19 protein-coding genes and 1 riboswitch are annotated in these 24,356 nt (G+C 70.7%); of the genes, 12 read left to right on the forward strand and 7 right to left on the reverse strand.

What is annotated here, in order from left to right; all coding sequences use genetic code 11:
- Entirely contained in the window at positions 1 to 378 is a 378-nt protein-coding gene (locus tag ABZ354_RS15780) for a phage holin family protein (protein WP_358656987.1), read from the reverse strand.
- Between the two features lie 56 nt (positions 379 to 434).
- Here ABZ354_RS15780 and ABZ354_RS15785 point away from each other — a divergent pair, with 56 nt between their 5' ends.
- The 4 genes from ABZ354_RS15785 (at position 435) to ABZ354_RS15800 (ending at position 2,792) form a co-directional block, all read left to right on the forward strand.
- Positions 435 to 752, forward strand: coding sequence for a cupin domain-containing protein (locus ABZ354_RS15785; RefSeq protein WP_358656989.1), 318 nt, complete (start codon positions 435 to 437; stop codon positions 750 to 752).
- 223 nt (positions 753 to 975) lie between these two features.
- Entirely contained in the window at positions 976 to 1,188 is a 213-nt protein-coding gene (locus tag ABZ354_RS15790) for a DUF5326 family protein (protein ID WP_358656991.1), read from the forward strand.
- 345 nt (positions 1,189 to 1,533) lie between these two features.
- Positions 1,534 to 2,259 carry an IclR family transcriptional regulator C-terminal domain-containing protein gene (locus ABZ354_RS15795; RefSeq protein ID WP_358656992.1) on the forward strand — a complete coding sequence of 242 codons (726 nt, stop codon included), beginning with the start codon at positions 1,534 to 1,536 and terminating at the stop codon, positions 2,257 to 2,259.
- Between the two features lie 98 nt (positions 2,260 to 2,357).
- The gene (locus ABZ354_RS15800; RefSeq protein ID WP_358656994.1) at positions 2,358 to 2,792 is read left to right on the forward strand and encodes an SsgA family sporulation/cell division regulator; all 435 of its coding nucleotides are present in this window, start codon (positions 2,358 to 2,360) and stop codon (positions 2,790 to 2,792) included.
- Between the two features lie 283 nt (positions 2,793 to 3,075).
- Here ABZ354_RS15800 and ABZ354_RS15805 read toward each other — a convergent pair whose 3' ends face one another.
- Entirely contained in the window at positions 3,076 to 4,581 is a 1,506-nt protein-coding gene (locus ABZ354_RS15805; protein ID WP_358656995.1) for a YibE/F family protein, read from the reverse strand.
- A 73-nt stretch (positions 4,582 to 4,654) separates the two neighbouring features.
- Positions 4,655 to 4,844, forward strand: a riboswitch (TPP riboswitch).
- Here ABZ354_RS15805 and thiC point away from each other — a divergent pair.
- A complete protein-coding gene (thiC, locus tag ABZ354_RS15810) occupies positions 4,838 to 6,658 on the forward strand; it encodes a phosphomethylpyrimidine synthase ThiC (protein WP_358656997.1) in 1,821 nt (606 codons plus the stop codon). It overlaps the preceding riboswitch by 7 nt.
- Positions 6,659 to 6,718: 60 nt before the next feature.
- Here thiC and ABZ354_RS15815 read toward each other — a convergent pair whose 3' ends face one another.
- The 3 genes from ABZ354_RS15815 to ABZ354_RS15825 all read right to left on the reverse strand — a co-directional run bounded on the left by ABZ354_RS15815 (position 6,719) and on the right by ABZ354_RS15825 (position 10,176).
- Entirely contained in the window at positions 6,719 to 7,576 is an 858-nt protein-coding gene (locus tag ABZ354_RS15815; RefSeq protein WP_358656999.1) for a hypothetical protein, read from the reverse strand.
- 193 nt (positions 7,577 to 7,769) lie between these two features.
- Positions 7,770 to 8,873, reverse strand: coding sequence for a metallophosphoesterase (locus ABZ354_RS15820; RefSeq protein WP_358657001.1), 1,104 nt, complete (start codon positions 8,871 to 8,873; stop codon positions 7,770 to 7,772).
- 190 nt (positions 8,874 to 9,063) lie between these two features.
- On the reverse strand, positions 9,064 to 10,176 hold the full coding sequence (locus tag ABZ354_RS15825) for a LacI family DNA-binding transcriptional regulator (RefSeq protein ID WP_358657003.1): 1,113 nt from the start codon (positions 10,174 to 10,176) through the stop codon (positions 9,064 to 9,066).
- A gap of 484 nt (positions 10,177 to 10,660) precedes the next feature.
- On the opposite strand from ABZ354_RS15825, the gene hisC reads away from it, so the two are divergent.
- Entirely contained in the window at positions 10,661 to 11,740 is a 1,080-nt protein-coding gene (hisC, locus tag ABZ354_RS15830) for a histidinol-phosphate transaminase (RefSeq protein ID WP_358657005.1), read from the forward strand.
- A gap of 70 nt (positions 11,741 to 11,810) precedes the next feature.
- Here hisC and ABZ354_RS15835 read toward each other — a convergent pair whose 3' ends face one another.
- Positions 11,811 to 11,978 (reverse strand): hypothetical protein, encoded by a 168-nt coding sequence (locus tag ABZ354_RS15835; protein ID WP_358657007.1) that lies wholly within the window; start codon positions 11,976 to 11,978, stop codon positions 11,811 to 11,813.
- A gap of 180 nt (positions 11,979 to 12,158) precedes the next feature.
- On the opposite strand from ABZ354_RS15835, the gene ABZ354_RS15840 reads away from it, so the two are divergent.
- The 5 genes from ABZ354_RS15840 (at position 12,159) to ABZ354_RS15860 (ending at position 21,640) form a co-directional block, all read left to right on the forward strand.
- Positions 12,159 to 13,667, forward strand: coding sequence for a cytochrome ubiquinol oxidase subunit I (locus ABZ354_RS15840; RefSeq protein ID WP_358657009.1), 1,509 nt, complete (start codon positions 12,159 to 12,161; stop codon positions 13,665 to 13,667).
- Positions 13,668 to 13,688: 21 nt separating this feature from the next.
- Positions 13,689 to 14,693: a cytochrome d ubiquinol oxidase subunit II gene (gene cydB / locus ABZ354_RS15845; RefSeq protein ID WP_358657011.1), complete on the forward strand. Its 1,005-nt coding sequence runs from the start codon at positions 13,689 to 13,691 to the stop codon at positions 14,691 to 14,693.
- A 12-nt stretch (positions 14,694 to 14,705) separates the two neighbouring features.
- Positions 14,706 to 18,239: a thiol reductant ABC exporter subunit CydD gene (gene cydD, locus ABZ354_RS15850; protein ID WP_358657013.1), complete on the forward strand. Its 3,534-nt coding sequence runs from the start codon at positions 14,706 to 14,708 to the stop codon at positions 18,237 to 18,239.
- Between the two features lie 187 nt (positions 18,240 to 18,426).
- Entirely contained in the window at positions 18,427 to 20,196 is a 1,770-nt protein-coding gene (locus ABZ354_RS15855) for a GAF domain-containing protein (RefSeq protein ID WP_358657014.1), read from the forward strand.
- A gap of 391 nt (positions 20,197 to 20,587) precedes the next feature.
- Positions 20,588 to 21,640, forward strand: a complete 1,053-nt coding sequence (locus tag ABZ354_RS15860; protein WP_358657016.1) for a M23 family metallopeptidase — start codon at positions 20,588 to 20,590, stop codon at positions 21,638 to 21,640.
- Positions 21,641 to 21,771: 131 nt separating this feature from the next.
- On the opposite strand, the gene ABZ354_RS15865 is transcribed toward ABZ354_RS15860, so the two are convergent.
- On the reverse strand, positions 21,772 to 22,659 hold the full coding sequence (locus ABZ354_RS15865) for an HAD-IIB family hydrolase (RefSeq protein WP_358657018.1): 888 nt from the start codon (positions 22,657 to 22,659) through the stop codon (positions 21,772 to 21,774).
- Between the two features lie 595 nt (positions 22,660 to 23,254).
- Between ABZ354_RS15865 and ABZ354_RS15870 the strand changes: the two genes are divergently transcribed.
- Entirely contained in the window at positions 23,255 to 24,166 is a 912-nt protein-coding gene (locus ABZ354_RS15870; RefSeq protein ID WP_358657020.1) for an LLM class flavin-dependent oxidoreductase, read from the forward strand.
- The last annotated feature ends 190 nt before the right edge of the window (positions 24,167 to 24,356 follow it).

Raw genomic sequence — 24,356 nt, forward strand, 5'->3', positions numbered from 1 at the left:
TCAGTCCCCGTCGGGCAGCACGACGTTGAGAGCCCACGACACGACCGAGATGATCAGGCCGCCCAGCACGGCGGTCCAGAAGCCCTCGACGTGGAAGTTCAGGTCGAACGTGTCGGCCAGCCACGAGGTCAGCAGCAGCATGAGCGCGTTCACGATCAGCGTGAACAGGCCGAGCGTCAGGATGAGCAATGGCAGGCTGAAGAGCTTCACCAGCGGCTTGACCAGGAAGTTCACCAGGCCGAAGATCAGCGCGACCACCAGCAGGGTGAAGGCCTTCCTGCCGGTGCTGTCACCGGTCAGCGTGATCTTGTCGAGCAGCCACACCGCGACCGCCAGGGCGCCCGCGTTGGCGATTGTCTTGACTAGGAAATTCATCATGTGTCTGATCGTGGCAGACGAGATCGAAAACCATCAGTGGGGCGAGGGCGGACACAGTGAAGGCATTCCGGCTGGACGAACTGGAGGCCGAACGGGCCGCCAACGAGGGTGCCTACCTTCAGTTCCTGCGTGAGCGGAACATGTCGGTCGGCCTCTACGCCCTCGACGCGGGCCGGCAGGACCCGCAGAAGCCGCACCACCAGGACGAGGTCTACTTCGTCGTCAGCGGCCGGGCCGCGATCACCGTCGGCATGGAGACGACGCAGGTGGCACGCGGCAGCGTCGTGTACGTGCCCGCGGGCGTCGCCCACAAGTTCCACCACATCAGCGAGGACCTGAGGGTCCTGGTGGTGTTCTCTCCACCCGAGAGCTGAGCCGCGGCCCCGGCGTTCCCTAGGGGATCAGTCAGGGGCAGACAAGGGATGCGCGGCCCCCCACCGGGCACCTCGCGGCCCTAGCATCGAGTGTGGGAAGCCCGGACAACCAGGGCTTTCGGGAGTTCGCGGGGCCGACTGCGCACACTGACGGCCCTTCGAGCGCCAGACCGATCGACGGAACCCGGCCTTGCGGACGGGCTGAGAGATGAGGACAAGGGCGATGCGAGAGATTTTCGCGGGACTGCCGTGGTGGGTGAAATGGGTCGTGGTGCCGGTCGTCGCCCTCGTCGTGTTCGGCGGGCTGATCGCCAGCGTCGTCGGCTTCGTGATCGGACTCCTCTTCAAGCTGCTGATCTTCGTGGCCCTGATCGGCGGCCTGATCTACGTCGTACGGAAGTTCACTGCGGGCTCCTCGTCGCGCGGCGACTGGTGAGCACGCCGGGAGCCGGTGACCGGTAACGGGAATCACCAGTTCCCTCGCGCGAGGGAAGTTTCCCAGCAGGCACGACGGCGAGCGGTGGCGGACGGTTAGAGTCCGGACTCGACGCGGGGTCGAACCGCCCCGTGAGCGGCGTACACCCCCGTGTCACCTCGCACGGGCTGCCCCCTCGCGCTACGGGAGTGACCCTTGGCCATGGTCGACACCGGACTGGCAGTACCGCCGGAATCACCGGGGCGGCCGGGGCTCCCACTTCAGCCGGCCCCCGCGCGGGCATCCGCTCCGTCCGACCCGGCACCGGCTTCGACACAGCCGCCCTCCACCACCCTCATCGGCTCCGTGCAGCGCGCCGTACGACTGCTGGAGAGAGTCGCCGCCCACGAGCACGGCGCCCCCGCCAAACAACTGGCCCGCGAGACCGGCCTGGCCCTGCCCACCACCTACCACCTGCTGCGCACGCTGGTCTACGAGGGCTACCTGCGCCGGGAAAAGGGCCTGTTCTTCCTCGGCCCCGCCACGGAGTGCCTGAGCAGCAGCGCGGCCCGGCAGAAACGTCGCAGCACGATCGTGGAAGCCACCGCCCACTGGCGCGACGTGCTCGGCGTCCCCGTGTACTACGCCATGTACCGCGATGGCGAGATCGACGTCATGTGCGTCTCCGACTCCCCGTCCAGCCCGGCGGTGCAGGAATGGGCCGACTTCCGCGAGACGGGGCACGCCCACGCCATGGGCCAGTGCCTGCTGTCCCAGCTCGACGGACCCGCCCGCCGCGACCACCTGGAGCGTTACCCGGTGCGGCCGCTCACGCCGTACACCGTGCGCGACAGCCACAGCCTGCTGCGGCGCCTGGAACGGATCCGGCGCATGGAGCCCGTCTACGAGCGGCAGGAGTACGCGCTGGGTACCGTGGGCGCCGCCGTCCCGATCACCGTCGCCACCACGGCCGCGACGATGGCGATTTCGATGCCCGTTCATCAGTCCGACCGGCTGCTGCCCCTGACGCAGCGGCTTCAGCGTGGACTGGGGCGGCTTTTCGGCTCGATGGCCATCTCTATCAGCATCTGAAAACTCACTCCTTGTGATGTGCCGTGTACGTTGAGCAAGATTCCATAAGAATCAGGGTTTCCTTCCCGGCCAGTCGACGGCAACCGACGGGGTAGACGATGCGTGAGTCCGTACAGGCAGAGGTCATGATGAGTTTTCTCGTGTCCGAGGAGCTCTCCTTCCGCATCCCGGTGGAGCTGCGCTACGAGACCTGTGATCCTTACGCCATCCGCCTGACGTTCCATCTGCCCGGTGATGCGCCGGTCACGTGGGCGTTCGGTCGTGAGCTGCTGATCGACGGGGTGGGACGGCCGTGCGGGGACGGGGACGTGCGGGTCGCGCCGGCGGAACCGGAGTCCCTTGGCGAGGTCCTGATCAGGCTTCAGGTGGGCGGGGACCAGGCGGTCTTCCGTTCGTCCACGGCGCCCCTGGTGGCCTTCCTCGACCGCACCGACAAGCTGGTGCCGCTGGGACAGGAGGGCGCACTCGCCGACTTCGACGCCCACCTCGACGAGGCGCTGGACCGCATCCTGGCGGACCAGGGCGCCGGCTGAGGGCGCCCGACAGCCTGGCGTTGGCGTAACGCTTCGCCAGACGTGGAGGGACGCACGGAACGATCAGACCGGGGTGGGTAAGGGCGGCAGGACGGTTTCCGGCGGCGAGTGACCCGCCTCGCCCCCCGGCCGCCCACCGCCCGCCCCGCTCCTTGCGGCATCCGTGTCAGCGTCCGGGCCCGACACGGGTCGGTCCCGGCACTCTCACCGTTTGCGCGCGCCGGGCGGTCCGTCACCGCGACCGCGACCGCACACCGCGACCGCGTCACGGGCCCGGCCGCCGTCACCGCTTGCGGCGCCGGCCCCGTCCGCCGCTGCGGGCCGCGACCGGAACAGCCGTCTGCGCCGGGGGGACGCCGCCCGTTTCCGTCCGGTCGGCGGAGACCACCAGAGCCGCGAGACCCGTGGTGACCGGCACCGAGGCGACCAGGCCGATCGAACCGACCAGCGTGCGCACGATCTCCTCGGCCACCAGCTCACTGTTGGCGACCGTCCCCACACTGCTCTGCGCGATCGAGAACAGCAGCAGCAGCGGCAGCGCGGCGCCCGCGTAGGCGAGGACGAGCGTGTTGACGACCGACGCGATGTGGTCCCGGCCGATGCGGATGCCCGCGCGGTACAGCCCGCGCCGGCCCATCGACGGGTTGGCCTCGTGCAGTTCCCAGACCGCCGAGGTCTGCGTGACCGTCACGTCGTCCAGGACACCGAGCGAACCGATGATGACGCCGGCCAGCAGCAGGCCGCTCATGTCGATCGACGGATAGAGACCGTGGATGAGACCGGTGTTGTCGTCGGTGTTGCCGGCGAGCGCGGCCCAGCCGATGAACAGCGAGCCGAGGACCCCGATGATCAGCAGGGAGATCAAGGTGCCGAGCACCGCGACCGACGTCCTGGCCGACAGACCGTGACACATGTACAGCGCGATCAGCATGATGGCGCTCGACCCGACCACCGCCACGGCCAGCGGATTCGAACCCTGCAGAATCGCCGGCAGCACGAAGAAGTTGAGCACCAGGAAGCTGATGGCCAGCGAGACCAGCGCCATGACGCCACGCAGCCGACCGACGGCGACGACGGCGAGGGCGAAGACCCCGGCGAGCAGCGCCATCGGGAATCGGCGGTTGACGTCGGTGACCGAGTACTGCAGGTCCTTCGGAGCGGAAGGCTCGTAGGCGACCACGACCTCTTGGCCCTGCTCCAACTGCCGTGACTGGTCCGGCTGCACGATCTCGATGAACGTACGGCCCCTGTCCTTGCCCGAGTCGATGCGGATGGTCGCCTTCTTGCAGGTGCCGGTCGCCTGCTGCTGGGCTGAGGAACCCTCGGCCGTGGAGGTGTCGCCGGTCGGCGTGCCGCCCGAGACGTTGACGGACTCGCAGCTCACCTTGTCCACCGTGGTGACCGTGGCCTGCTGCGTCTGCCGGTCGAAGCCGACACCGGTGCGCTCGTGCGGCGGGGCGCCACCGGGCCAGAGCACCGCGAGCCCGACCAGCACCGCCGCGGCGAACGGGATGAGGACGGCCGCGATGACCTTGCGCAGCTGACGGGACGCCGGAGCCGCAGGACCGTGCGCATGGCTGTGCGCTTGCCCGTGGCCGTGGCCGTTCCCGTCGGCACTGGACCCGGCCCCGGGCTCCTTGCCGTCGTCACCGGCCCCCGGACCGGGTCCTTCGGGACCGTGTCCGTGACCTCCTGAGCCGTGCCCGTGTCCGGGGCTGGCGCCTCGGCCGCCGCCGGTGCCGCGCGGGGGCTCGGACGGTGGGTACGGAGGATGCTGCGTCGTGGTCACCGACCGATCATCGCAAGAAACAAAGGGACCCTTCTGTTCACCGCGCCCGAATTGCCGCTAGCGTGGGGGCACCTTTTGTACACGCGGGAGCTCGGAGCACCGGGCTGAGAGGGCGCTGACCTCCGTCCCAGCGATGTTTCACGGGAAACATCACCGAAGTCGGGTGACGTTCCCCACGAAGCGTCGGCAGACGGAAACCGCTGCGTCGACCGCCGAACCTGTTACCGGGTAATGCCGGCGTAGGGAGTTAGGTCTCATGACCGACAAGGACGCACGCACGCCTGCCTCCGAGCAGCCCCGGTCCGACGGTGCGGCCGTCGGACCGGCCGAGGGATCGAGCGGCACGCAGACCGGGAAACCCATCGGCGGGCACAAGGCGTACGTCGCGGGCTCGCGCCCCGACCTGCGGGTGCCGGTCCGTCAGGTGCACCTCACCAACGGGCAGTCCGTCACGCTGTACGACACGTCCGGCCCGTACACCGATCCGGACGTCGACACCGACGTCCGCCGCGGGCTGTCTCCGCTGCGCGAGAACTGGATCGTGGCCCGCGGGGACACCGAGGAATACGCGGGCCGGCCCGTCCGTCCCGAGGACGACGGGATCAAGCACACCTCACCGCGCGGAGGACTGCGCAACCTCGACGCGGTCTTCCCCGGCCGTCCACGCCAACCGCGCCGCGGCCGGGACGGCCGGGCGGTCACCCAGCTCGCGTATGCGCGACGTGGTGAGATCACGCCCGAGATGGAGTACGTGGCCATCCGGGAGAACGTGTCACCCGAGGTGGTCCGCGAGGAGATCGCGGCAGGCCGCGCCGTACTGCCCGCCAGCATCAACCACCCCGAGACCGAACCGATGATCATCGGCAAGCGGTTCCTGGTGAAGGTCAACGCCAACATCGGCAACTCGGCGGTGACCTCCTCCATCGAGGAGGAGGTCGAGAAGATGACGTGGGCGACCCGCTGGGGCGCCGACACGGTCATGGACCTCTCCACCGGCCGCAACATCCACACCACCCGCGAGTGGGTCCTGCGCAACTCCCCCGTCCCGATCGGCACGGTCCCGCTCTACCAGGCCCTGGAGAAGGTCGACGGCCGGGCGGAGGAGCTGACCTGGGAGATCTACAAGGACACGGTCGTCGAACAGGCCGAGCAGGGCGTGGACTACATGACGGTCCACGCGGGGGTGCGCCTGGCGTACGTGCCGCTGACGGCCCACCGCAAGACCGGCATCGTCTCGCGCGGCGGCTCGATCATGGCCGCCTGGTGCCTGGCACACCACAAGGAGTCGTTCCTGTACGAGAACTTCGAGGAACTCTGCGAGATCCTCGCCGCCTACGACGTCACGTACTCCCTCGGTGACGGCCTCAGGCCGGGCTCGATCGCGGACGCCAACGACGAGGCGCAGTTCGCGGAACTGCGCACGCTCGGGGAACTCAACCGGGTCGCGAAGCGTTTTCACGTACAGACCATGATCGAGGGCCCGGGACATGTCCCGATGCACAGGATCAAAGAGAACATCGACCTTCAGCAGGAGATCTGCGATGAAGCTCCGTTCTATACCCTCGGCCCGCTGACCACGGACGTCGCGCCGGCGTACGACCACATCACCTCGGGCATCGGCGCCGCGATGATCGCCTGGTGGGGCACGGCAATGCTCTGCTACGTCACGCCCAAGGAACACCTGGGCCTGCCCGACCGGGACGACGTCAAGACCGGGGTCATCACCTACAAGATCGCGGCGCACGCGGCCGACCTCGCCAAGGGGCACCCCGGCGCGCAGGAGTGGGACGACGCGCTGTCCGACGCCCGGTTCGAGTTCCGATGGGAGGACCAGTTCAACCTGGCTCTCGACCCGGACACGGCACGGGAGTTCCACGACGAGACGCTGCCGGCCGAACCGGCCAAGACGGCCCACTTCTGCTCGATGTGTGGGCCGAAATTCTGTTCGATGAAAATCTCGCAGGACATCCGGCGCGAACACGGCGGCAGCAGGACCGAGATCGAGGCGGGCATGGATCAGAAGTCGGAGGAGTTCGCGGCAGCGGGTAACCGCTTGTACCTGCCGATAGCGGACTGAGACGGCGGCGGTTCCGGAGGTTCCTGGGCGTTCAGGGCCTCCGGGCGGCGCCGGTCACGGCTACTCCGGCTGATGGTCCGGGCCTCCGAAGTCCGGGCTTGTGTAGTCCGGGCTGGAGAAGCGCGGGCGTCGGCCGGTTCCGTCGTCGCCGGGGCTGCTGAACCCGGGACGGTCGTAGCCGAGGCGGGGCATGCGGCTGGTCGGTGCGGGCGGTGCCGTACCGCGCGGCACGGTCGTCGAGCCCGGGTCGGTCAGGGCCTCCTGGAGGAACGGCAGGACGCCGCGCTCCAGCAGGGCCGCGAGCCATGCCTCCCGGGCCCTGGTCACTTCCGCGTCCGGCGCGCCGTACAGACCGGCGTCGTCCGGCGGCCTGTTGCGCAGCGCGGTCAGCAGCAGCCCCGCGGCGGCGACGAGGATCGCGATCGCGGTCAGGGCGCCGAAGACCCACCCGGTGGTGAGCATGGTCCGGGCGAACGCAGGTTCGGGCGTGAGCATCTTCAGGAGGTACCCGACGAGCAGGAAGATCGCTGCGGCGGTGCCCGCGAGGACGGGCGCCAGAACCGCGACGACTGCGGCCGCGCCCGCACCGGTGGTCTCGGCGACGTCGCCCATCGCGGTGTTGGGCCCCACGCCGGCCGAGCCCGACTCGGCGGAGCCGGAGTCGCGGCCGGATGACGAGGCGGAGGGGACCGGGCGGCGCAGTTCCTCGCGGACCTTGATGTAGTGCTGGTACTCGGTCGCCGCGGCCGCCGTGATGAAGGCGGTGGCGCCCAGCGCCATGGTGCGCAGCTGTTCGGGGGTGAGCCCAGCGGCCGGATCCGGGCGGTGTGGTGCGGAGCGCAGCGCCTCATCGAGGAGCCGCTCGTACTCCTGGCGGTCCTCGCTCAGCAGGTGCTGCGGAACGCTGTTCATGTGCATCCCCCGATGCTCCGTAGGGCTTGGGGCTCGCATGCCGACGAGCCGTCGGGCAGAAACGGAGGGGAGCCTGCTACGGATAAGCCGATGGTAGAGCGGTGACGGCGCGTGGTGACAGGGGGTTTGCAGAAATTGGGTCCCGGCCCGCGCGGTCGGCGCGCCGGCCAGCCGTGCCGGGCGTCGGCCCGGCGAGGGCTCAGATGTCCAGGGGAAGTTGCTGGACCAGCAGCTTCCCGGCCATGGTCACCCCGCCGTCCATCGCGATGGCGAGTCCGTCGGCGTAGACGTGCGGCCCGTTGACGACCGGGCCCGCGTTGTCCTCGCCGTCCTCGGAGCCCACTTCACCGAGCAGGTAGGGAATCGGGCTGTGGCCGTGAACGATACGGGTGCCGCCGTACGTATCGAGGAGGGAGCGAACGGCGTCGGAGCCGCCTTCGTCGCGGAAGGAGAAACGCTTGGTGAACTTGCGGAAGAGATCCCAGACCTCGTCCGCGTCGTTGCGCGTGATCGTCTCGCGGACGGTGTCGTTGACCTCCTCGATGGAGGCGCCGTAGTCCAGGTAGGCGGTGGTGTCGGAGTGCACGAGCAGGTGCCCGTCCACTTCCTCCATGGCGTCGAGACGGGCCATCCACTGCAGGTGGTGGTCCTGGAGACGGTCCATGTCGGTCTTCTGCCCGCCGTTGAGCAGCCAGGCCGCCTGGAACGTGGCGGTACCCGCGCCGGAGTTGACGGGGGTGTCGCCGAACCGCTTGGCGCCGAGCAGCAGCAGCTCGTGGTTGCCCATCAGCGCCTTGCAGTAGCCGCCGGCCGCGGCGGCCTCGGCGGACAGCCGCATGACGAGGTCGATGACGCCGATGCCGTCCGGTCCGCGGTCGGTGAAGTCGCCGAGGAACCACAGCCTGGTGGTGCCCGCGCACCAGCGACCCGCGGCGTCGACGAGGCCCTTGTGCTGGAGCGCCGCCGTCAGCTCGTCGAGGTAGCCGTGCACGTCGCCCACGACGTACAGGGGGCCGGGACGGTCCGCGGGCTGTGGCGCGGGGTCGGGCACGGCCTCGGGTTCGACGACCACCTGGACGGTGTCGCCCCGGTTGATCACGGGCATGTCGCGCTGCGTGGGCGTGTACGACTCAGGGAACTCCACCGGTTCCTCGACGGCGCCGGCGAACGGAACGGGCTGCGAACCGCCGACGTACGGAGCGGTGTCGTGGACGTACGCCGGCACCCGGAAGTCGCGCAGCGTCGCCGTCCGCTCCACCTCGGGTCCCTGACCGGCCCCCTGAGTCATCGACCCCTCCACCATCGCGCCGCAGCTGCACCGCTTCGGACTGCCTGGTCGCAGCGGCCCGCGGTGTCGTGGGCCCATCATAGGAATGCGGATCGCGCCATGTGATGACCCAGGGGTGGTGAATCGGAGCGAGACTCCTGATCGCCGAGGCTTTCGCCCCGATTGGGCCTGGCTTCGGCCTCCCCTGACCGGCACCGACGCGGTTCTACTTCTCCTCGGGCGACCGCGGCGGACTGACTGTCGTGCGCGGCGAACGTCGCTGGGACGAGGCACGCACGATCAGCTCTGTCGGTATCACCTGCGTGACCGGCTGCTCCGAATCGAGGCCTTCGATGGCGTCGATGAGCAGTTGGACCACCGCCGTGCCGATGCGGCGCGGCTTCAGGGAGAGCGTGGTCACGGGCGGGTCGGTGTTGGCGTACACGGTGGACTCACTGCAGCAGACCAGCAGCAGGTCGTCGGGGATGCGCAACCCGTACCGGCGGGCGGCTGCGAGGAGGTCGGTGCCGTTCGGGTCGAACAGCCCGTAGACGGCGTCGGGCCGGTCGGGCCGGGCGAGCAGGCGATCGGCGGCCACGGCGCCCGCGCACGGGTCGTGCGCGGGGTAGGTCTCGTAGACGGGGTCCTGTCCGACGCGTTCGCACCAGCGCAGGTACGCGGTGGTGGACAGTTGGGTGTACGTGTCGGTCGTGGTGCCGGTGAGGAGGCCGATGCGGCGTGCGCCGGCTTCGGCGAGGTGGTCGAGGATGCCGAGGACCGCGTCCTCGTGGTCGTTGTCCACCCAGGCGGTGACCGGCAGCGATCCGGCCGGGCGGCCGTCGGAGACGACGGGTAAGCCCTGGCGGACGAGTTCGCTGACCACCGGGTCCTGGTCGGAGGGGTCGATGACGACCGTGCCGTCCAGGGCGACGTTCGACCACACGTCGTGGCGGGAGGTCGCCGGGAGGATGACCAGGGCGTATCCGCGGGCGAGTGCGGCGGACGTGGCCGCGCGGGCCATCTCGGCGAAGTACGCGAACTCGGTGAAGGTGAAAGGTTCATCCCCGTACGTGGTCACGGTCAGGCCGATGAGTCCTGACTTGCCGGTGCGGAGCGTTCTTGCGGCCGCCGAGGGGCGGTAGCCCAGTCGGTCGGCGACCTCGCGTACATGGCGGCGGGTGGCGTCCGGGAGCCGGCCCTTGCCGTTGAGGGCGTCGGAGACGGTCGTGATGGAGACTCCGGCGGCGGCGGCAACGTCCCTGATGCCCGCCCGACCCGGCCGGTTGCCTCGGCGTGAGGTTTCCGCGCGGCTCACCTGGTGCTTCCCTGCTGCTGTCATGGCGAGCCGATAGTAGGGCTCATGCGGTGGGGTAGTGCCGACGCTTCGGCATTCGTTGACAGGCACGTTTCTGCATGGCTGCAATGGGTTAACTGCCTACGAAAGTAAGGTAGTTGTGTGGTTTGGCGCGGATACCTGACTTGTGGACGCGCGCGGGCCTGCACAGTCTCTGATGTTGCGAAGAGGTCTCAACTCACCTTCACGAGGGACGCGCGCCACGGCGTGAACCACCGGCGCACAGATATATCTGAGGCGCGCCCCCGGTTCGTGCGCCTTCGGGTGCTGTTGCACCTGATGTCAGTGTGGCGGACGAGGAACGTAAGGAGCCTCATGGGTGGGGTGCACCCGGTGTCGCCTTGCCCGGGTGGCCACGCCCGCCCCCGCACCGCCTCGGCATGTGCGTGGCCGGAGCCTCTACGCAGCGGAAGCGAATCCTCATAAGGTGAGAAGTATTGGATGTCGGGTGGTCATGAGGAGGACTGCGGTGAGCGAGACGAGCCCCAAGCTGCGTGCCGAGCTGGAGGGTATCCCCACCTACAAGCCGGGCAGGCCGGCCGCCGCGGGTGGCCCGGCGGCCTACAAGCTGTCCTCCAACGAGAACCCGTATCCGCCGCTGCCGGGTGTGATGGAGAGCGTCACGGCGTCGGCCGCGTCGTTCAACCGCTACCCGGACATGGCCTGCACGGGACTGATGAACGAGCTGTCCGAGCGGTTCGGGGTGCCCGCCTCCCATCTGGCCACCGGAACCGGCTCGGTCGGTGTCGCGCAGCAGCTTCTGCAGGCGACCTCGGGGCCCGGCGACGAGGTGATCTACGCGTGGCGGTCGTTCGAGGCGTACCCGATCATCACGCAGGTCAGCGGTGCGACCTCGGTGCAGGTGCCGCTGACGCCGGGCGATGTGCACGACCTGGACGCGATGGCGGACGCGATCACCGACCGGACCCGGATGATCTTCGTGTGCAACCCCAACAATCCGACGGGCACGGTGGTCCGGCGCGCAGAGCTGGAACGCTTCCTCGACCGGGTGCCCGGCGATGTGCTGGTGGTGCTCGACGAGGCATACCGCGAGTTCATCCGCGACACCGAGGTGCCCGACGGAGTGGAGATTTACCGCGATCGGTCCAACGTCTGCGTGCTGCGGACGTTTTCGAAGGCGTACGGCCTGGCCGGTCTGCGGGTCGGATTCGCCATCGCCCATGAGCCGGTGGCCGCCGCGCTGCGCAAGACGGCGGTGCCCTTCGGGGTGAGCCAGCTGGCGCAGGACGCCGCGATCGCCTCCCTGCGCGCCGAGGACGAGCTCCTCGGGCGGGTCGGATCGCTGGTGTGCGAGCGCACGCGGGTGGTCGACGGGTTGCGGGCCCAGGGCTGGACGGTGCCGGAGACCCAGGCCAACTTCGTGTGGCTGCGGCTGGGGGAGCGCACCGTGGAGTTCGCGGCGGCGTGCGAGCGGGCGGGTGTCGTGGTGCGGCCGTTCCCCGGCGAGGGTGTGCGGGTGACCGTCGGGGAGAACGAGGCGAACGACATCTTCCTGAAGGTGACGGAGGCGTTCCGCAAGGAGTTCTGAGGGTGCCTGCGGGGCGGGCGCGTCTGCGGGCGCGCTACGCCTCGTCGCGATGCCCACCCGGGCGCTGGTTTCACGTGGAACAACGGCGACGTCGGCTGCGAAGCAGAACTCCTCGCCGGGGAAGACTTCGGTAGCCGTAGCCGTAGCCGTAGCCGTAGCCGTAGCCGTAGCCGTAGCCGTAGCCGTAGCACATCCACATCTGGGGCGGGACGGTGTCTGCGCGTCGTGTGTTCAACAAGATGTTGAAGTTTTGCAGGGGGGTTGACTTTTAGGGGACCCCCCTTGGGAGATCGAAAACCGGTGCGTCATACTAGCTTGTGAATGTGAACGCGTTCACAAGCGTGTCCTGATTGCCCCCTTACCGGGTGTGGTGAGACGGACAAGCTGCCTGGTCCACGGCGATGTAAGGAGCGACGACGTGGAATTGGCTTTGGCGCCGGAGACGCTGGCGCGCTGGCAGTTCGGCATCACCACCGTCTACCACTTCCTTTTCGTCCCGCTGACGATCTCCCTCGCCGCCCTGACGGCCGGCCTGGAGACCGCGTGGGTGCGGACGGGCAAGGAGAAGTACCTCAGGGCGACCAAGTTCTGGGGCAAACTCTTCCTGATCAACATCGCGATGGGCGTGGTCACCGGCATCGTGCAGGAGTTCCAGTTCGGCATGAACTGGTCCGACTACTCGCGGTTCGTCGGCGACGTCTTCGGCGCCCCCCTCGCCTTCGAGGCGCTGATCGCGTTCTTCTTCGAGTCCACCTTCATCGGCCTGTGGATCTTCGGATGGGACAAGCTGCCCCAAAAAATCCACCTCGCCTGTATATGGATGGTCTCGATCGGCACCATCCTCTCGGCGTACTTCATCCTGGCCGCCAACTCGTGGATGCAGCACCCCGTCGGCTACCGGATCAACGAGGGCAGGGGCCGGGCCGAGCTCACCGATTTCTGGCTGGTGCTCACCCAGAACACCGCGCTCGCCCAGGCCTTCCACACCCTCTCCGCCGCCTTCCTCACCGGCGGTGCCTTCATGGTCGGCATCTCGGCCTTCCACCTGCTGCGCGAGAAGCACATACGCGAGATGAAGTTGTCGCTGCGGCTCGGCCTCGTGACCCTGGTGGCCGGCGGCATGCTCACCGCGATCAGTGGTGACGCCCTCGGCAAGATCATGTACGAGCAGCAGCCGATGAAGATGGCCGCCGCCGAGGCCCTGTGGGACGGCGAGGCGCCGGCGCCGTTCTCGGTCTTCGCCTATGGCGACGTCGAGAAGGGCCACAACAAGGTCGCGGTCGAGATTCCCGGCCTGCTGTCCTTCCTGGCCAAGGACGACTTCAGCTCGTACCTCCCCGGCATCAACGACATCAACAAGGCCGAGCAGGAGAAGTACGGGCCCGGCGACTACCGGCCCAACATCCCCGTCGCCTACTGGGGCTTCCGCTGGATGATCGGCTTCGGGATGGCGTCCTTCACGCTGGGCCTGGCCGGGCTCTGGCTGACACGGAAGAAGTTCTGGCTGCCGCAGCACCTGCGGGTCGGCGACGACGAGGTGCCGCGCCTGGTTCTCTTCCGGAACAAGGCGCTCAGCCCGAAGCTCACCACCTGGTACTGGCGCATCGCGGTCTGGACGCTCGGCTTTCCTCTGATCGCCAACTCCTGGGGCTGGATCTTCACCGAGACGGGCCGGCAGCCGTGGGTCGTCTACGGCGTCCTGAAGACCCGGGACGCGGTCTCCCCCGGCGCCTCCACGGGCGAGGTCCTCACCTCAATGATCGTCTTCACCATGCTCTACGCGATCCTCGCCGTCGTCGAGGTCAGGCTGCTCGCCACGTACGTCAAGGCGGGCCCGCCCGAGCTCACCGAGGCCGACCTCAACCCGCCCACGAAGATCGGCGGCGACCACCGGGACGCCGACAAGCCGATGGCCTTCTCCTACTAGGCCCGAGGGAGCTGCACCGTCATGGAACTGCACGACGTCTGGTTCGTCCTGATCGCCGTCCTGTGGACCGGCTACTTCTTCCTGGAGGGCTTCGACTTCGGGGTGGGTGTCCTCACCAAGCTGCTCGCCCGCAACCGGCCCGAGCGGCGCGTGCTGATCAACACCATCGGGCCCGTGTGGGACGGCAACGAGGTCTGGCTCCTCTCGGCCGGCGGCGCCACCTTCGCCGCCTTCCCCGAGTGGTACGCCACCCTCTTCTCCGGTTTCTACCTGCCGCTGCTGCTCATCCTGGTCTGCCTGATCGTCCGGGGCGTCGCCTTCGAGTACCGGGCGAAGCGGCCCGAGGAGAGCTGGCAGCGCAACTGGGAGCACGCGATCTTCTGGACCTCGCTGCTTCCGGCGTTCCTGTGGGGTGTGGCGTTCGGCAACATCGTGCGCGGCGTGAAGATCGACCAGGATTTCGAGTACGTCGGCACCCTCTGGGACCTGCTCAACCCGTACGCGCTCCTCGGCGGACTGGTGACGCTCACGCTGTTCACCTTCCACGGCGCGGTGTTCACCGCGCTCAAGACCGTCGGCGGCATCCGGGAACGGGCGCGGAAGCTGGCACTGTGGGTCGGTCTCCTCACGGCCGCGCAGGCGTCGGTCTTTCTGCTGTGGACGCAGGTCGACGGAGGCGACGGCAGAAGTCTGGTCGCGTTCGTCGTGGCGGTTGCCGCGCTGGTTCTCGCGCTGGTGGCGAACCAGGCCGGGCGGGAGGGGTGGTCGTTCGCGCTGTCCGGCGTCACCGTCGTGGCTGTCGTGGGGATGCTCTTCCTGACGCTCTTCCCGCACGTCATGCCGTCCTCGCTGAACGAGGACTGGGGACTGACCGTCACCAACGCGTCCTCGAGCCCCTACACCCTGAAGATCATGACCTGGTGCGCGGTGATCGCCACGCCGATCGTGCTGCTGTACCAGGGCTGGACCTACTGGGTGTTCCGCAAGCGCATCGGCACCCAGCACATCTCCGACCCCGTGCACTGAGGGGTGTTTCACGTGAAACCAGTCGACCCGCGCCTTCTTCGGTACGCCCGGACCACCCGGCACTTCCTGCTGGCCGTGGTCGGCCTGGGCGCCGTCGGAGCGCTGCTGCTCGTCGCGCAGGCGATGCTCATCGCCGAAGTGGTGGTCGGGGTGTTCCAGCACGGGCTGTCCGTCGCCGGACTGCGCACTCCCCTGCTGCTGTTGATCGCCGTCGCGGTCGGCCGCTCCCTGGTCGCCTGGCTCACGGAGCTGGCCGCGCACCGGGCGAGCGCGGCGGTGAAGTCGGAACTGCGCGGGCGGCTGCTGGAGCGCGCGACGGCGCTCGGCCCCGGATGGCTCGGCGGACACAGGACGGGTTCGCTGGTCGCCCTGGCCACGCGCGGAGTCGACGCGCTGGACGACTACTTCTCGCGCTACCTCCCGCAGCTGGGACTCGCGGTCGTGGTGCCGGTCGCGGTGCTGGCGCGGATCGTCACCGAGGACTGGGTGTCGGCGGCGATCATCGTCGGCACCCTGCCGCTCATCCCCGTCTTCATGGTGCTGATCGGCTGGGCCACGCAGTCCCGGATGGACCGCCAGTGGCGTCTGCTGTCCCGGCTGTCCGGCCACTTCCTCGACGTCGTGGCCGGGCTGCCGACGCTGAAGGTGTTCGGGCGGGCCAAGGCACAGGCCGAGTCGATCCGCCGCATCACCGGCGAGTACCGGCAGGCGACCATGCGGACCCTGCGGATCGCCTTCCTGTCGTCGTTCGCCCTCGAACTGCTCGCCACCCTGTCCGTGGCGCTCGTCGCGGTGACGATCGGCATGCGGCTCGTCCACGGCGACATGGATCTGTACGTGGGTCTGGTCATCCTCGTGCTCGCCCCGGAGGCGTATCTGCCGCTGCGGCAGGTCGGGGCGCGGTACCACGCGGCGGCTGAGGGTCTCGCGGCCGCCGAGGAGATCTTCGCGGTCCTGGAGACGCCCGCGCCGGACACGGGAACCGGAGCCGTACCGGACGGAGCGCTCTCCCTCGACTTCAGCGGCGTGACCGTTCGCCATCCCGGCCGGTCCGCCGCCGCCGTGTCCGACGTGACCTTCACGGTCGGGCCGGGCGAGACGGTCGCGCTCGTCGGGGCGAGCGGCGCGGGCAAATCGACCTTGCTGAACGTCCTGCTGGGTTTCGTCCGGCCCGACCGGGGCAGCGTCCGCGTCGGGGGAGCCGACCTGGGCGGCCTGGACCTGGCGCAGTGGCGCGCGCGCGTCGCCTGGGTGCCGCAGCGCCCGCACCTGTTCGCCGGGACCGTCGCCGAGAACGTACGGCTGGCCAGGCCCGAGGCGGACGACGGCGCCGTACGGCGGGCGCTGGCCGACGCGGGGGCGCTGGAGTTCGTGGCCGGGCTGCCCGAGGGCTTGGGCACCGTGCTGGGCGAGGGCGGCACCGGGCTGTCCGCCGGGCAGCGGCAGAGGCTGGCGCTGGCCCGCGCGTTCCTCGCGGACCGGCCGGTGCTGCTGCTCGACGAACCGACGGCCGCACTCGACGGGGCCACCGAAGCCGAGGTCGTCGCGGCCGTACGGCGGCTGGTGGTTGGGCGGACGGTCCTGCTGGTCGTGCACCGGCCGGCCCTGCTGGGAGCGGCCGATCGCGTGATACGCCTGGACGGTGGGACGTCGCTGACCGCTCCGGCCGGGGCCCACGCGGCCGCAGCCGCGGCGATCGAGGGCCACCGCATCGAGGAGGCGCCGGAGGCAGGCGGCACCTCCGTCGCTGGGGCCGGGTCCGGCGCCGCGGTGGGCGGTGTGCTCGCCCGGGTGCGGACCCTGTCCGGCGCGCGGCGCGGGCGGCTGGGTCTCGCGCTGACGCTCGGGAGTCTTGCCCTCGGCAGTGCCGTCGGGCTCATGGCGACCTCCGGCTGGCTCATCTCGCGGGCCTCGCAGCAGCCGCCCGTGCTGTATCTGATGGTGGCCGTGACGGCGACGCGTACGTTCGGAATCGGCCGGGCCGTCTTCCGGTACGGCGAGCGGCTCGTGTCGCACGACGCGGTGCTGCGGATGCTCGCCGACACCCGGGTCGCCGTGTACCAACGGCTGGAGCGGCTGGCGCCCGCCGGTCTGGGCCTGACCCGCCGGGGTGATCTGCTGTCGCGGCTCGTCACCGACGTGGACGCCCTGCAGGACTGGTGGCTGCGGTGGCTGCTCCCCGCCGGAGCCGCGCTGGTGGTGTCGGCCGGATCCGTCGCCTTCACGGCCTGGCTGCTGCCCGAGGCCGGCGCAGCCCTCGCCGTCGGTCTGCTCGCGGCCGGTGCCGGCGTTCCCCTGATCACGGGTGCCGTCGCCCGGCGTGCCGAGCGCAGGCTGGCTCCTGCCAGGGGAGTGCTTGCGACGCGCGTGACCGACCTGCTCACCGGCACAGCGGAACTGGCGGTCGCCGGCGCGCTGCCCGCCCGCGAGGCCGAAGCGCGGCGGGCCGACGGCACGCTCACCCGGATCGCCTCCCGTGCCGCGACCGCCACCGCCCTCGGTGACGGGCTCACCGCGCTGATCTCCGGCCTGACCGTCGCCTCGACCGCGCTGCTCGGCGCGCGGGCGGTCGCCGACGGCCGGCTCGACGGCGTGCTCATGGCCGTCGTCGTCCTGACCCCACTGGCCGCCTTCGAGGCCGTCCTCGGGATGCCGCTCGCCGTCCAGTACCGGCAGCGGGTGCGCAGAAGCGCCGAGCGCGTGTACGAGGTGCTGGACGCCCCGGCGCCGGTACGGGAACCCGAGCGGCCCCGGCGGGCGCCCGACACGCCCTTTCCGCTCGTCGTCAAGGCTCTGGCAACCCGCCATGCCGGGCAGGACCGGGACGCGCTGGCCGGGTTCGACCTGACCCTCCACGAGGGGCGAAGGGTCGCGGTGGTCGGGCCGTCCGGGTCCGGCAAGACCACCCTCGCGCAGGTGCTGCTGCGGTTCCTGGACGCCGACCAGGGCTCCTACACGCTGGCCGGCGTCGACGCGACCTGCCTGGACGGTGACGACGTACGACGGCTGGTCGGCCTGTGTGCGCAGGACGCGCACCTCTTCGACAGTTCCGTGCGCGAGAACCTGCTGCTGGCCCGCAAGGACGCGGGCGAGCGGGAACTGCGCGACGCGCTCGCCCGTGCCCGGCTGCTCCAGTGGGCCGACAGCCTGCCCGACGGGCTCGACACGTTGGTCGGGGAGCACGGGGCGCGGCTGTCCGGCGGGCAGCGGCAGCGGCTGGCGCTGGCCCGTGCCCTGCTCGCCGGCTTCCCCGTCCTGGTGCTGGACGAGCCCGCCGAGCACCTCGACCTGCCGACCGCCGACGCGCTCACCGCCGACCTGCTGGCCGCCACCGAGGGTCGTACGACGTTGCTCATCACGCACCGGCTGGCGGGCCTGGAGGACGTCGACGAGGTGATCGTCCTGGTGGAAGGGCGTGTGGCTCAGCGCGGGACATTCGCGGACCTGGCCGCCGTACCGGGGCCCCTGCGCGCGATGGTGGAGCGGGAGGCGGAGACAGAGTCGTTCCGGGAGGCGGAGACAGGGCTGTTCGTGGCGGCGGACTGAGGGTGGCCTGGTGAGGGTGGCAGGTCGGGGGTGGCCGGTCGGGGGTGGGCTTCCCGCACGAGTCCGAGGGCCGCCATGTTTCACGTGAAACGACGGCTTCCCGAGCTTCTGACGCTTTCCGGCGCTCCCCGAGGTTCCTGCGTCTTCCCGACTTTCTGTATCACATCGGGCTCATTAGGCTCGGTCCATGCCTGCTGTCCCCGCTGCTGGTCCCCCCTCGCCCGACACGCGGGTGCGACGGCTGCTGGAGGCGGTGCGGTGCGTCGGCAGCGGGCTGGAGCTGCACGGCATGTTGCAGCGGATCTGCGTCACCGCGGTGGCCCTCACGGACGCCCGGTACGCGGCCCTCGGCGTGGTCAACGAGGACGGGAACGGTCTGGCCGACTTCGTCCACCACGGTGTCACCCAGGAGACCGTCGAGCAGGGGGCCGCAGGGCAGGAGACCGTCCATGAGAAGAGAGCGGAGCAGGAGACCGTCGACCAGGAGAGTGGCGGGTACGAGACCGTTGGGCAGAAGCGTGCCGGGCGGAGCAGGCAGTCACCCGGGGGACATACGGATCTGCTCGACGCGCTCCTCCGTGACCCCGAACACACGCTGCTCGCGGACCTGGGCGCGGCCCCCTCACGTACGGCCTCCCCGGCCGACCACCCGCCGGGGCATGCCCTCCTCGGCGTCCCCGTCCGGCTCGGCAGCGAGGTCTACGGGAAGCTGTACCTGGCCGAGAAGGCTGGCGGCAGGCTGTTCGACGAGCAGGACCTGGACACCGCCCGGGTGCTCGCCACGGAGGCGGGCATCGCCATCGGCAACGCCCGGCTCTACGAGTCGACCCAGCAGCGGGAGCGTTGGATCGACGGGTCGGTCGCCGTCACGACCGCCCTGCTCTCCGGCGGAGACCTCGAAGACGCCCTCCAGATCGTCGCCGAGCACGCCCGCCGGTTGTCCCGCGCGGCGGCCGGGGCCGTACTGCTGCCCGTCGACGAGGGTGGGCTGGAGGTCGTGGCCGTCGCCGCGGACCGGCCCGCCAAGGCGCTGGGCAGCGTCGTACCGCCGGACAGCCCGGCCGTCGCCGCGCTCCTCGACGGCAAGGACGTCTTCATCGACGACGCGGCCACCGACCGGCGCCTGACCACCGGACTGCTGCGCGAGTGGGGCCCGGTCATGCTGCTGCCGCTGTGCAGCGGCGGACGCCTGCTGGGCAGCCTCGTCACTCCCCGGGCGCGCGGGGAGCAGCCGTTCACACAGGCGGAACGCACCCTCGCCGCTCAGTTCGCCGCCCAGGCCGCGCTCGCGCTGATGATGGCGGAGGCGCAGCGGGACCGGGAACGGCTCGCGGTGTACGAGGACCGGGACCGCATCGCCCGCGACCTGCACGACCTGGTCGTCCAGCGTCTCTACACCACCGGCATGATGCTGGAGAGCGTGCAGCAACGGTCTGACGTGCCCCAGGTGCGCGACGGCGTCGGCAGGGCCGTGGACGAACTGGACGTCACCATCCAGGAGATCCGTACCGCCGTCTTCGCGCTCGGGCAGGAGCCCGCCGAGGCGCCGTCCGGACTGCGCACGCGCGTGCTGCGCGAAATCAGCACGGCCGCCGTGCCGCTCGGCTTCACGCCCGAGCACCGCTTCGTCGGCCCGGTCGACAGCGCGGTCGGCGACGTGACCGGCAAGAACCTCATCGCCGCGCTCCGCGAGAGCCTCTCCAACGTCTTCCGGCACGCCCGTGCTTCCCGGATCGAGGTCGTCGTCGACGCGACGGTCACGCTGCCGGACGGGAGGCCAGGCGTGCGGCTGAGCGTGGCGGACGACGGCGTCGGCATCCGCGAGGGCGGCCGGCGCAGCGGGCTGCACAACCTGCGACAGCGCGCCGAATCCCTGGGCGGCGACTGCCGACTCGGTCCCGGGATCGGCGCGGACGGCGGCGGCACGACGGTCCTGTGGTGGGCACCCCACCGATGACGCATCCCACCGATGACGCATCCCACCAGAGGACGCATCCCACCGAGGACGTGCCCCACCGATGACGCACCCCACCGAGGACGTGCCACACGGTGGTGTGCCACAGCGGTGGTAGGCCCTCAGATGTGGTGCGCCCCGCAGGGGCGACACCCAGTGACACCGTCCCGCCGATGAGGCGGCCCGCCGATGGCGCACCCCACCAACGACGCGTCCCGTCCGCGGATTCTCCCGCGCGTATGACGTTGTTCGCGCGGGGCGTCGGATGACGTGCGGTCAGTCGTGACGGCCGGCAGGGCTGTTCGGCCGTACCGCTCATCCGTCCGTGGCGTGCGATCCCCCAGCCGTACGATCTGAATGGCTGCGCCCGTCGTCGCGGGTCACGATCGCTGTCATGCGATCGTTTCGCCGCCACCCGCTGCTCGTCCCGGCGCTGTTGTGCGCGCTCGCCCTGTCCGCCGCCCAGCCCACCGAAGCCGCCGGGGAGGGTTCCGACGCGAGTGCCGGCGCCCAGGTGGCACGGCTCTACGCGGACGCGGCGGTGGCGACGCGGCAGTACGACGAGGGGCGGCACGAGGCGGAGGCGCAGCGGGCGGAGGCACGGAGGCTCGAAGGGCTGTTGGAGCAGGAACGGAGAGAGATCGCGGTTCTGCGTGAGGACCTGGGCCGGATCGCGCGCGCCCAGTACCGCACCGGCGGCGGGCTTCCGATGGCGGTGCGGATGGTGCTGGCGGACAGCCCCGAGGAGCTGATGCGGGGCCAGCACGTCGTGTGGCAGGCGCGACTCGCGCTGGGCAACGCGGTGAGCAGGAGCCGTCGCGCCGAGTCCCGGCTCGCCGCCGACGAGGCGAGAGCCGCCTCCGCCCGGCAGACCCTGGAGAAGCGCAACGCCCAGCTCGCCGAGCTGAAGAAGGACATCGAGCAGAAGCTGGAGCAGGCCCGCGGACAGCTCCAGGGGGAGGCGGACGCCGCCGTCGCGGCAGGCGCGTGCCGGGGAGCCGTGCGGCTGGACCAGCCGGAGACAGGGTTCTCGAGCGACTGGGTGGCACCCGTGGAGACGTACCAGCTGTCGGCGGGGTTCGGCAGCGGCGGCAGCCGGTGGGCGAACCGGCACACCGGTCAGGACTTCGCCGTCCCGATCGGGACGCCGGTACGGGCGGCGGGCGAGGGCCGGGTGGTGCGGGTGTCCTGCGGGGGCCCGTTCGGCATCGAGACGGTGGTGGAGCATCCCGGCGGCTACTACACGCAGTACGCGCATCTGGCATCCGTCGCCGTCGATCAGGGGGAGCGGGTGTCGGTGGGGCAGTGGATCGGCCTGTCGGGCACCACAGGCAACTCCACGGGGCCGCATCTGCACTTCGAGGTGCGGGTCACCCGCGAAACGGGCTCGGCACTGGACCCGAAACCGTGGCTGGCCGAGCGTGGGGTGCGGCTCGGCCCGGGATGAGCGGCACCCCCGGGGTGCGGCCGGGGCGACGGGCCGGGGCGGCACCCGCCGTGCCCGCGGCGGAGGGCTGTGACGTCGCAGTCGTGGGCGGTGACATCGTGGCCGCGGGCGGGCGCGGGGCGGCCCGCGGGCTACGGCAGCTCGGCCAGCACCTGCTCGATCACGACGGCGACCCCGTCGTCGTTGTTGGCGACGGTGCGTCCCGACGCGGCGGCGATCGCGTCCGGGTGCGCGTTGCCCATGGCGTACGACTGGCCGGCCCAGGTCAGCATCTCGACGTCGTTGGGCATGTCGCCGAAGGCCACGACCTCCTCGTGCGAGATGCCGCGCTCGGCGCAGCACAGGGCGAGCGTGCTGGCCTTGGAGACGCCGGGGCCGCTGATCTCCAGCAGGGCGCTGGGGCTGGACCGGGTCACGTTGGCGCGGTCGCCGATGGCGAGCCGGCCCAGGGTGAGGAAGGCGTCGGGGTCCAGAGAGGGGTGGTGGGCGAGGACCTTCAGCACCGGCTCGGCGGCTGCGTCGCCGAAGTCCCCGAGGAGGTCCTCGGCGGGCGCGCGATTGTCCGGGATCTCCATGTGCAGCTTGGGATAGCCCGGCTCCTGGCGGAAGCCGTAGGTCTGCTCGACGGCGTACAGCGTGCCGGGCGCCGCTTCGCGCAGCAGGCGTACGGCGTCGCGGGCGTTCTCCCGTGCCAGCTCGCGCACCTTCACGAACCGGTGCGCGCCGGGTCCGCCGTGCAGGTCGACCACGGCGGCACCGTTGCCGCAGATCGCCAGGCCGTGGCCGTGCACGTGCTCGCTGACGACGTCCATCCAGCGGGCGGGCCTGCCGGTGACGAAGAACACCTCGATGCCGGCCTTCTCGGCGGCGGCGAGGGCGGCCACCGTGCGCGGTGAGACCGATTTGTCGTCGCGCAGCAGGGTGCCGTCGAGATCCGTGGCTATCAGCCGCGGGCGGACAGCGGCGGCAGGGGTGGCGGGCTGTCTGGTAGCTGAGGTCACCCGGCCATTGTCCCGCATATGCCCGCACGTGCGTGCGGGAGCCCGCACATCTGAGTGAATACGGGTCTTGCGGCCCCTGGGGGCGAGGGCGTACGGCCCGTCCCGTCGACCGAGCCGGGCCGGGGCATCCGGTCGATGTGCTCGACGGTCTTCCGGTGCGCCGCGGAGCCGGGGACGGGCCGTTGCAGCACGAGCGCGTTGACGCCCAATTCCCCGTGTCCGGCCGCGAAATCACGAACGCGGTCAGGGACTGGAGCGAGTGATCGCGGGGCCGGGTGGAAGCCGGTGAGCTGCGGCTTGCCGACCACTGAGGGCGGTCCGGCCGATGACGGGGCGGGCGTGGGCCGGTTTCCGAGCCTGGCCAGGAATGGCTTGAACCGGACGCCTGCTCCACGATGGGGCTCCGTCCTCTTCCCCCGGCGGGTGGCGGGCCGTCCTCTTCCTTCCGGCGGGTGGCGGACCGTCCCTTCCCCTCCCGGCGCGCGGCGGAGCGTCCCGTTCATCCGGCGCACGGGGCGAACGGGCCCGCCCGCGTGCGCCGGACGCGGTGGGGGGCCTACGCCGCGAGCCGGGTCTTTCCGGGCCCGTCCCGGAGCGCCGTAGGCTCTGAGACATGAGTCTGCGCCTGAGCACCGTGATCCTCCCGTACCGCCGCTGGCACGAGGGCGGCCGTGCGGCCTGGGTGCGCGCGGAGGAGCTCGGGTTCCACAGCGCGTACACCTACGACCACCTTTCCTGGCGCTCGTTCCGGGACGGGCCGTGGTTCGGTGCGATTCCGACGCTGACCGCCGCGGCGGGTGCCACCGGGCGGATGCGCCTGGGCACGCTCGTCACCTCGCCCAATTTCCGGCATCCGGTGACCCTCGCCAAGGAACTGATCTCGCTGGACGACATCTCCGGCGGCCGGGTCACCCTCGGCATCGGCGCGGGCGGCAACGGCTTCGACGCCTCCGTGCTCGGGCGGGAGCCGTGGACGCCGCGCGAGCGCGCCGACCGGTTCGCCGAGTTCGTTCCGCTGCTCGACCGGCTGCTGACCGAGGACGGCACGGACGGTGTCTCGTACGCGGGCGACTTCTACTCGGCGCACGAGGCGCGCAACATCCCCGGCTGCGTGCAGCGCCCCCGGCTGCCCTTCGCGGTGGCGGCCACCGGCCCGCGCGGGTTGCGGCTCGCCGCGCGCCACGGGCAGGCGTGGGTCACCACCGGCGACCCGAAGCTGTACGAGACGGGCACCGCCGAGCAGTCCCGGCAGGCCCTGCGCGAACAGGCCGAAAGGCTGAGCAAGGCGTGCTCGGACATCGGCCGCGACGCCGCCGCCATGGACAAGATCCTGCTCACGGGTTTCACGCCGGACCGTGGCCGCCCCCTGGAATCCCTGGACGCCTTCGTCGATTTCGCCGGCCGGCACAAGGAACTCGGCTTCACGGAGATCGTCGTCCACTGGCCGATCCCGGACTCGGACTTCGCCGCGGACGAGAGGGTCTTCGAGCGCATCGCCACCGAGGCGCTCGAGCAACTGGGCTGACGAGCCTCCTCCGGGTCACCGGGACGGATCCTGAGCCCGCCGCCCGCCGCCCGCCGCCCGTCGTCCGCCGCCCGTCGTCCGCCGTCCGCCGTCCGTCGCCCGTCGCCTGCTGCCCGTCGCCTGCCGCCTGCCGCCCGCCGGTTCGAGCGGCACCGCCCGCCCCAGCACCCGTCCGCACAAGCCCCCAGCC

The organism is Streptomyces sp. NPDC005925 (assembly GCF_040638805.1).
Classification (GTDB): domain Bacteria; phylum Actinomycetota; class Actinomycetes; order Streptomycetales; family Streptomycetaceae; genus Streptomyces.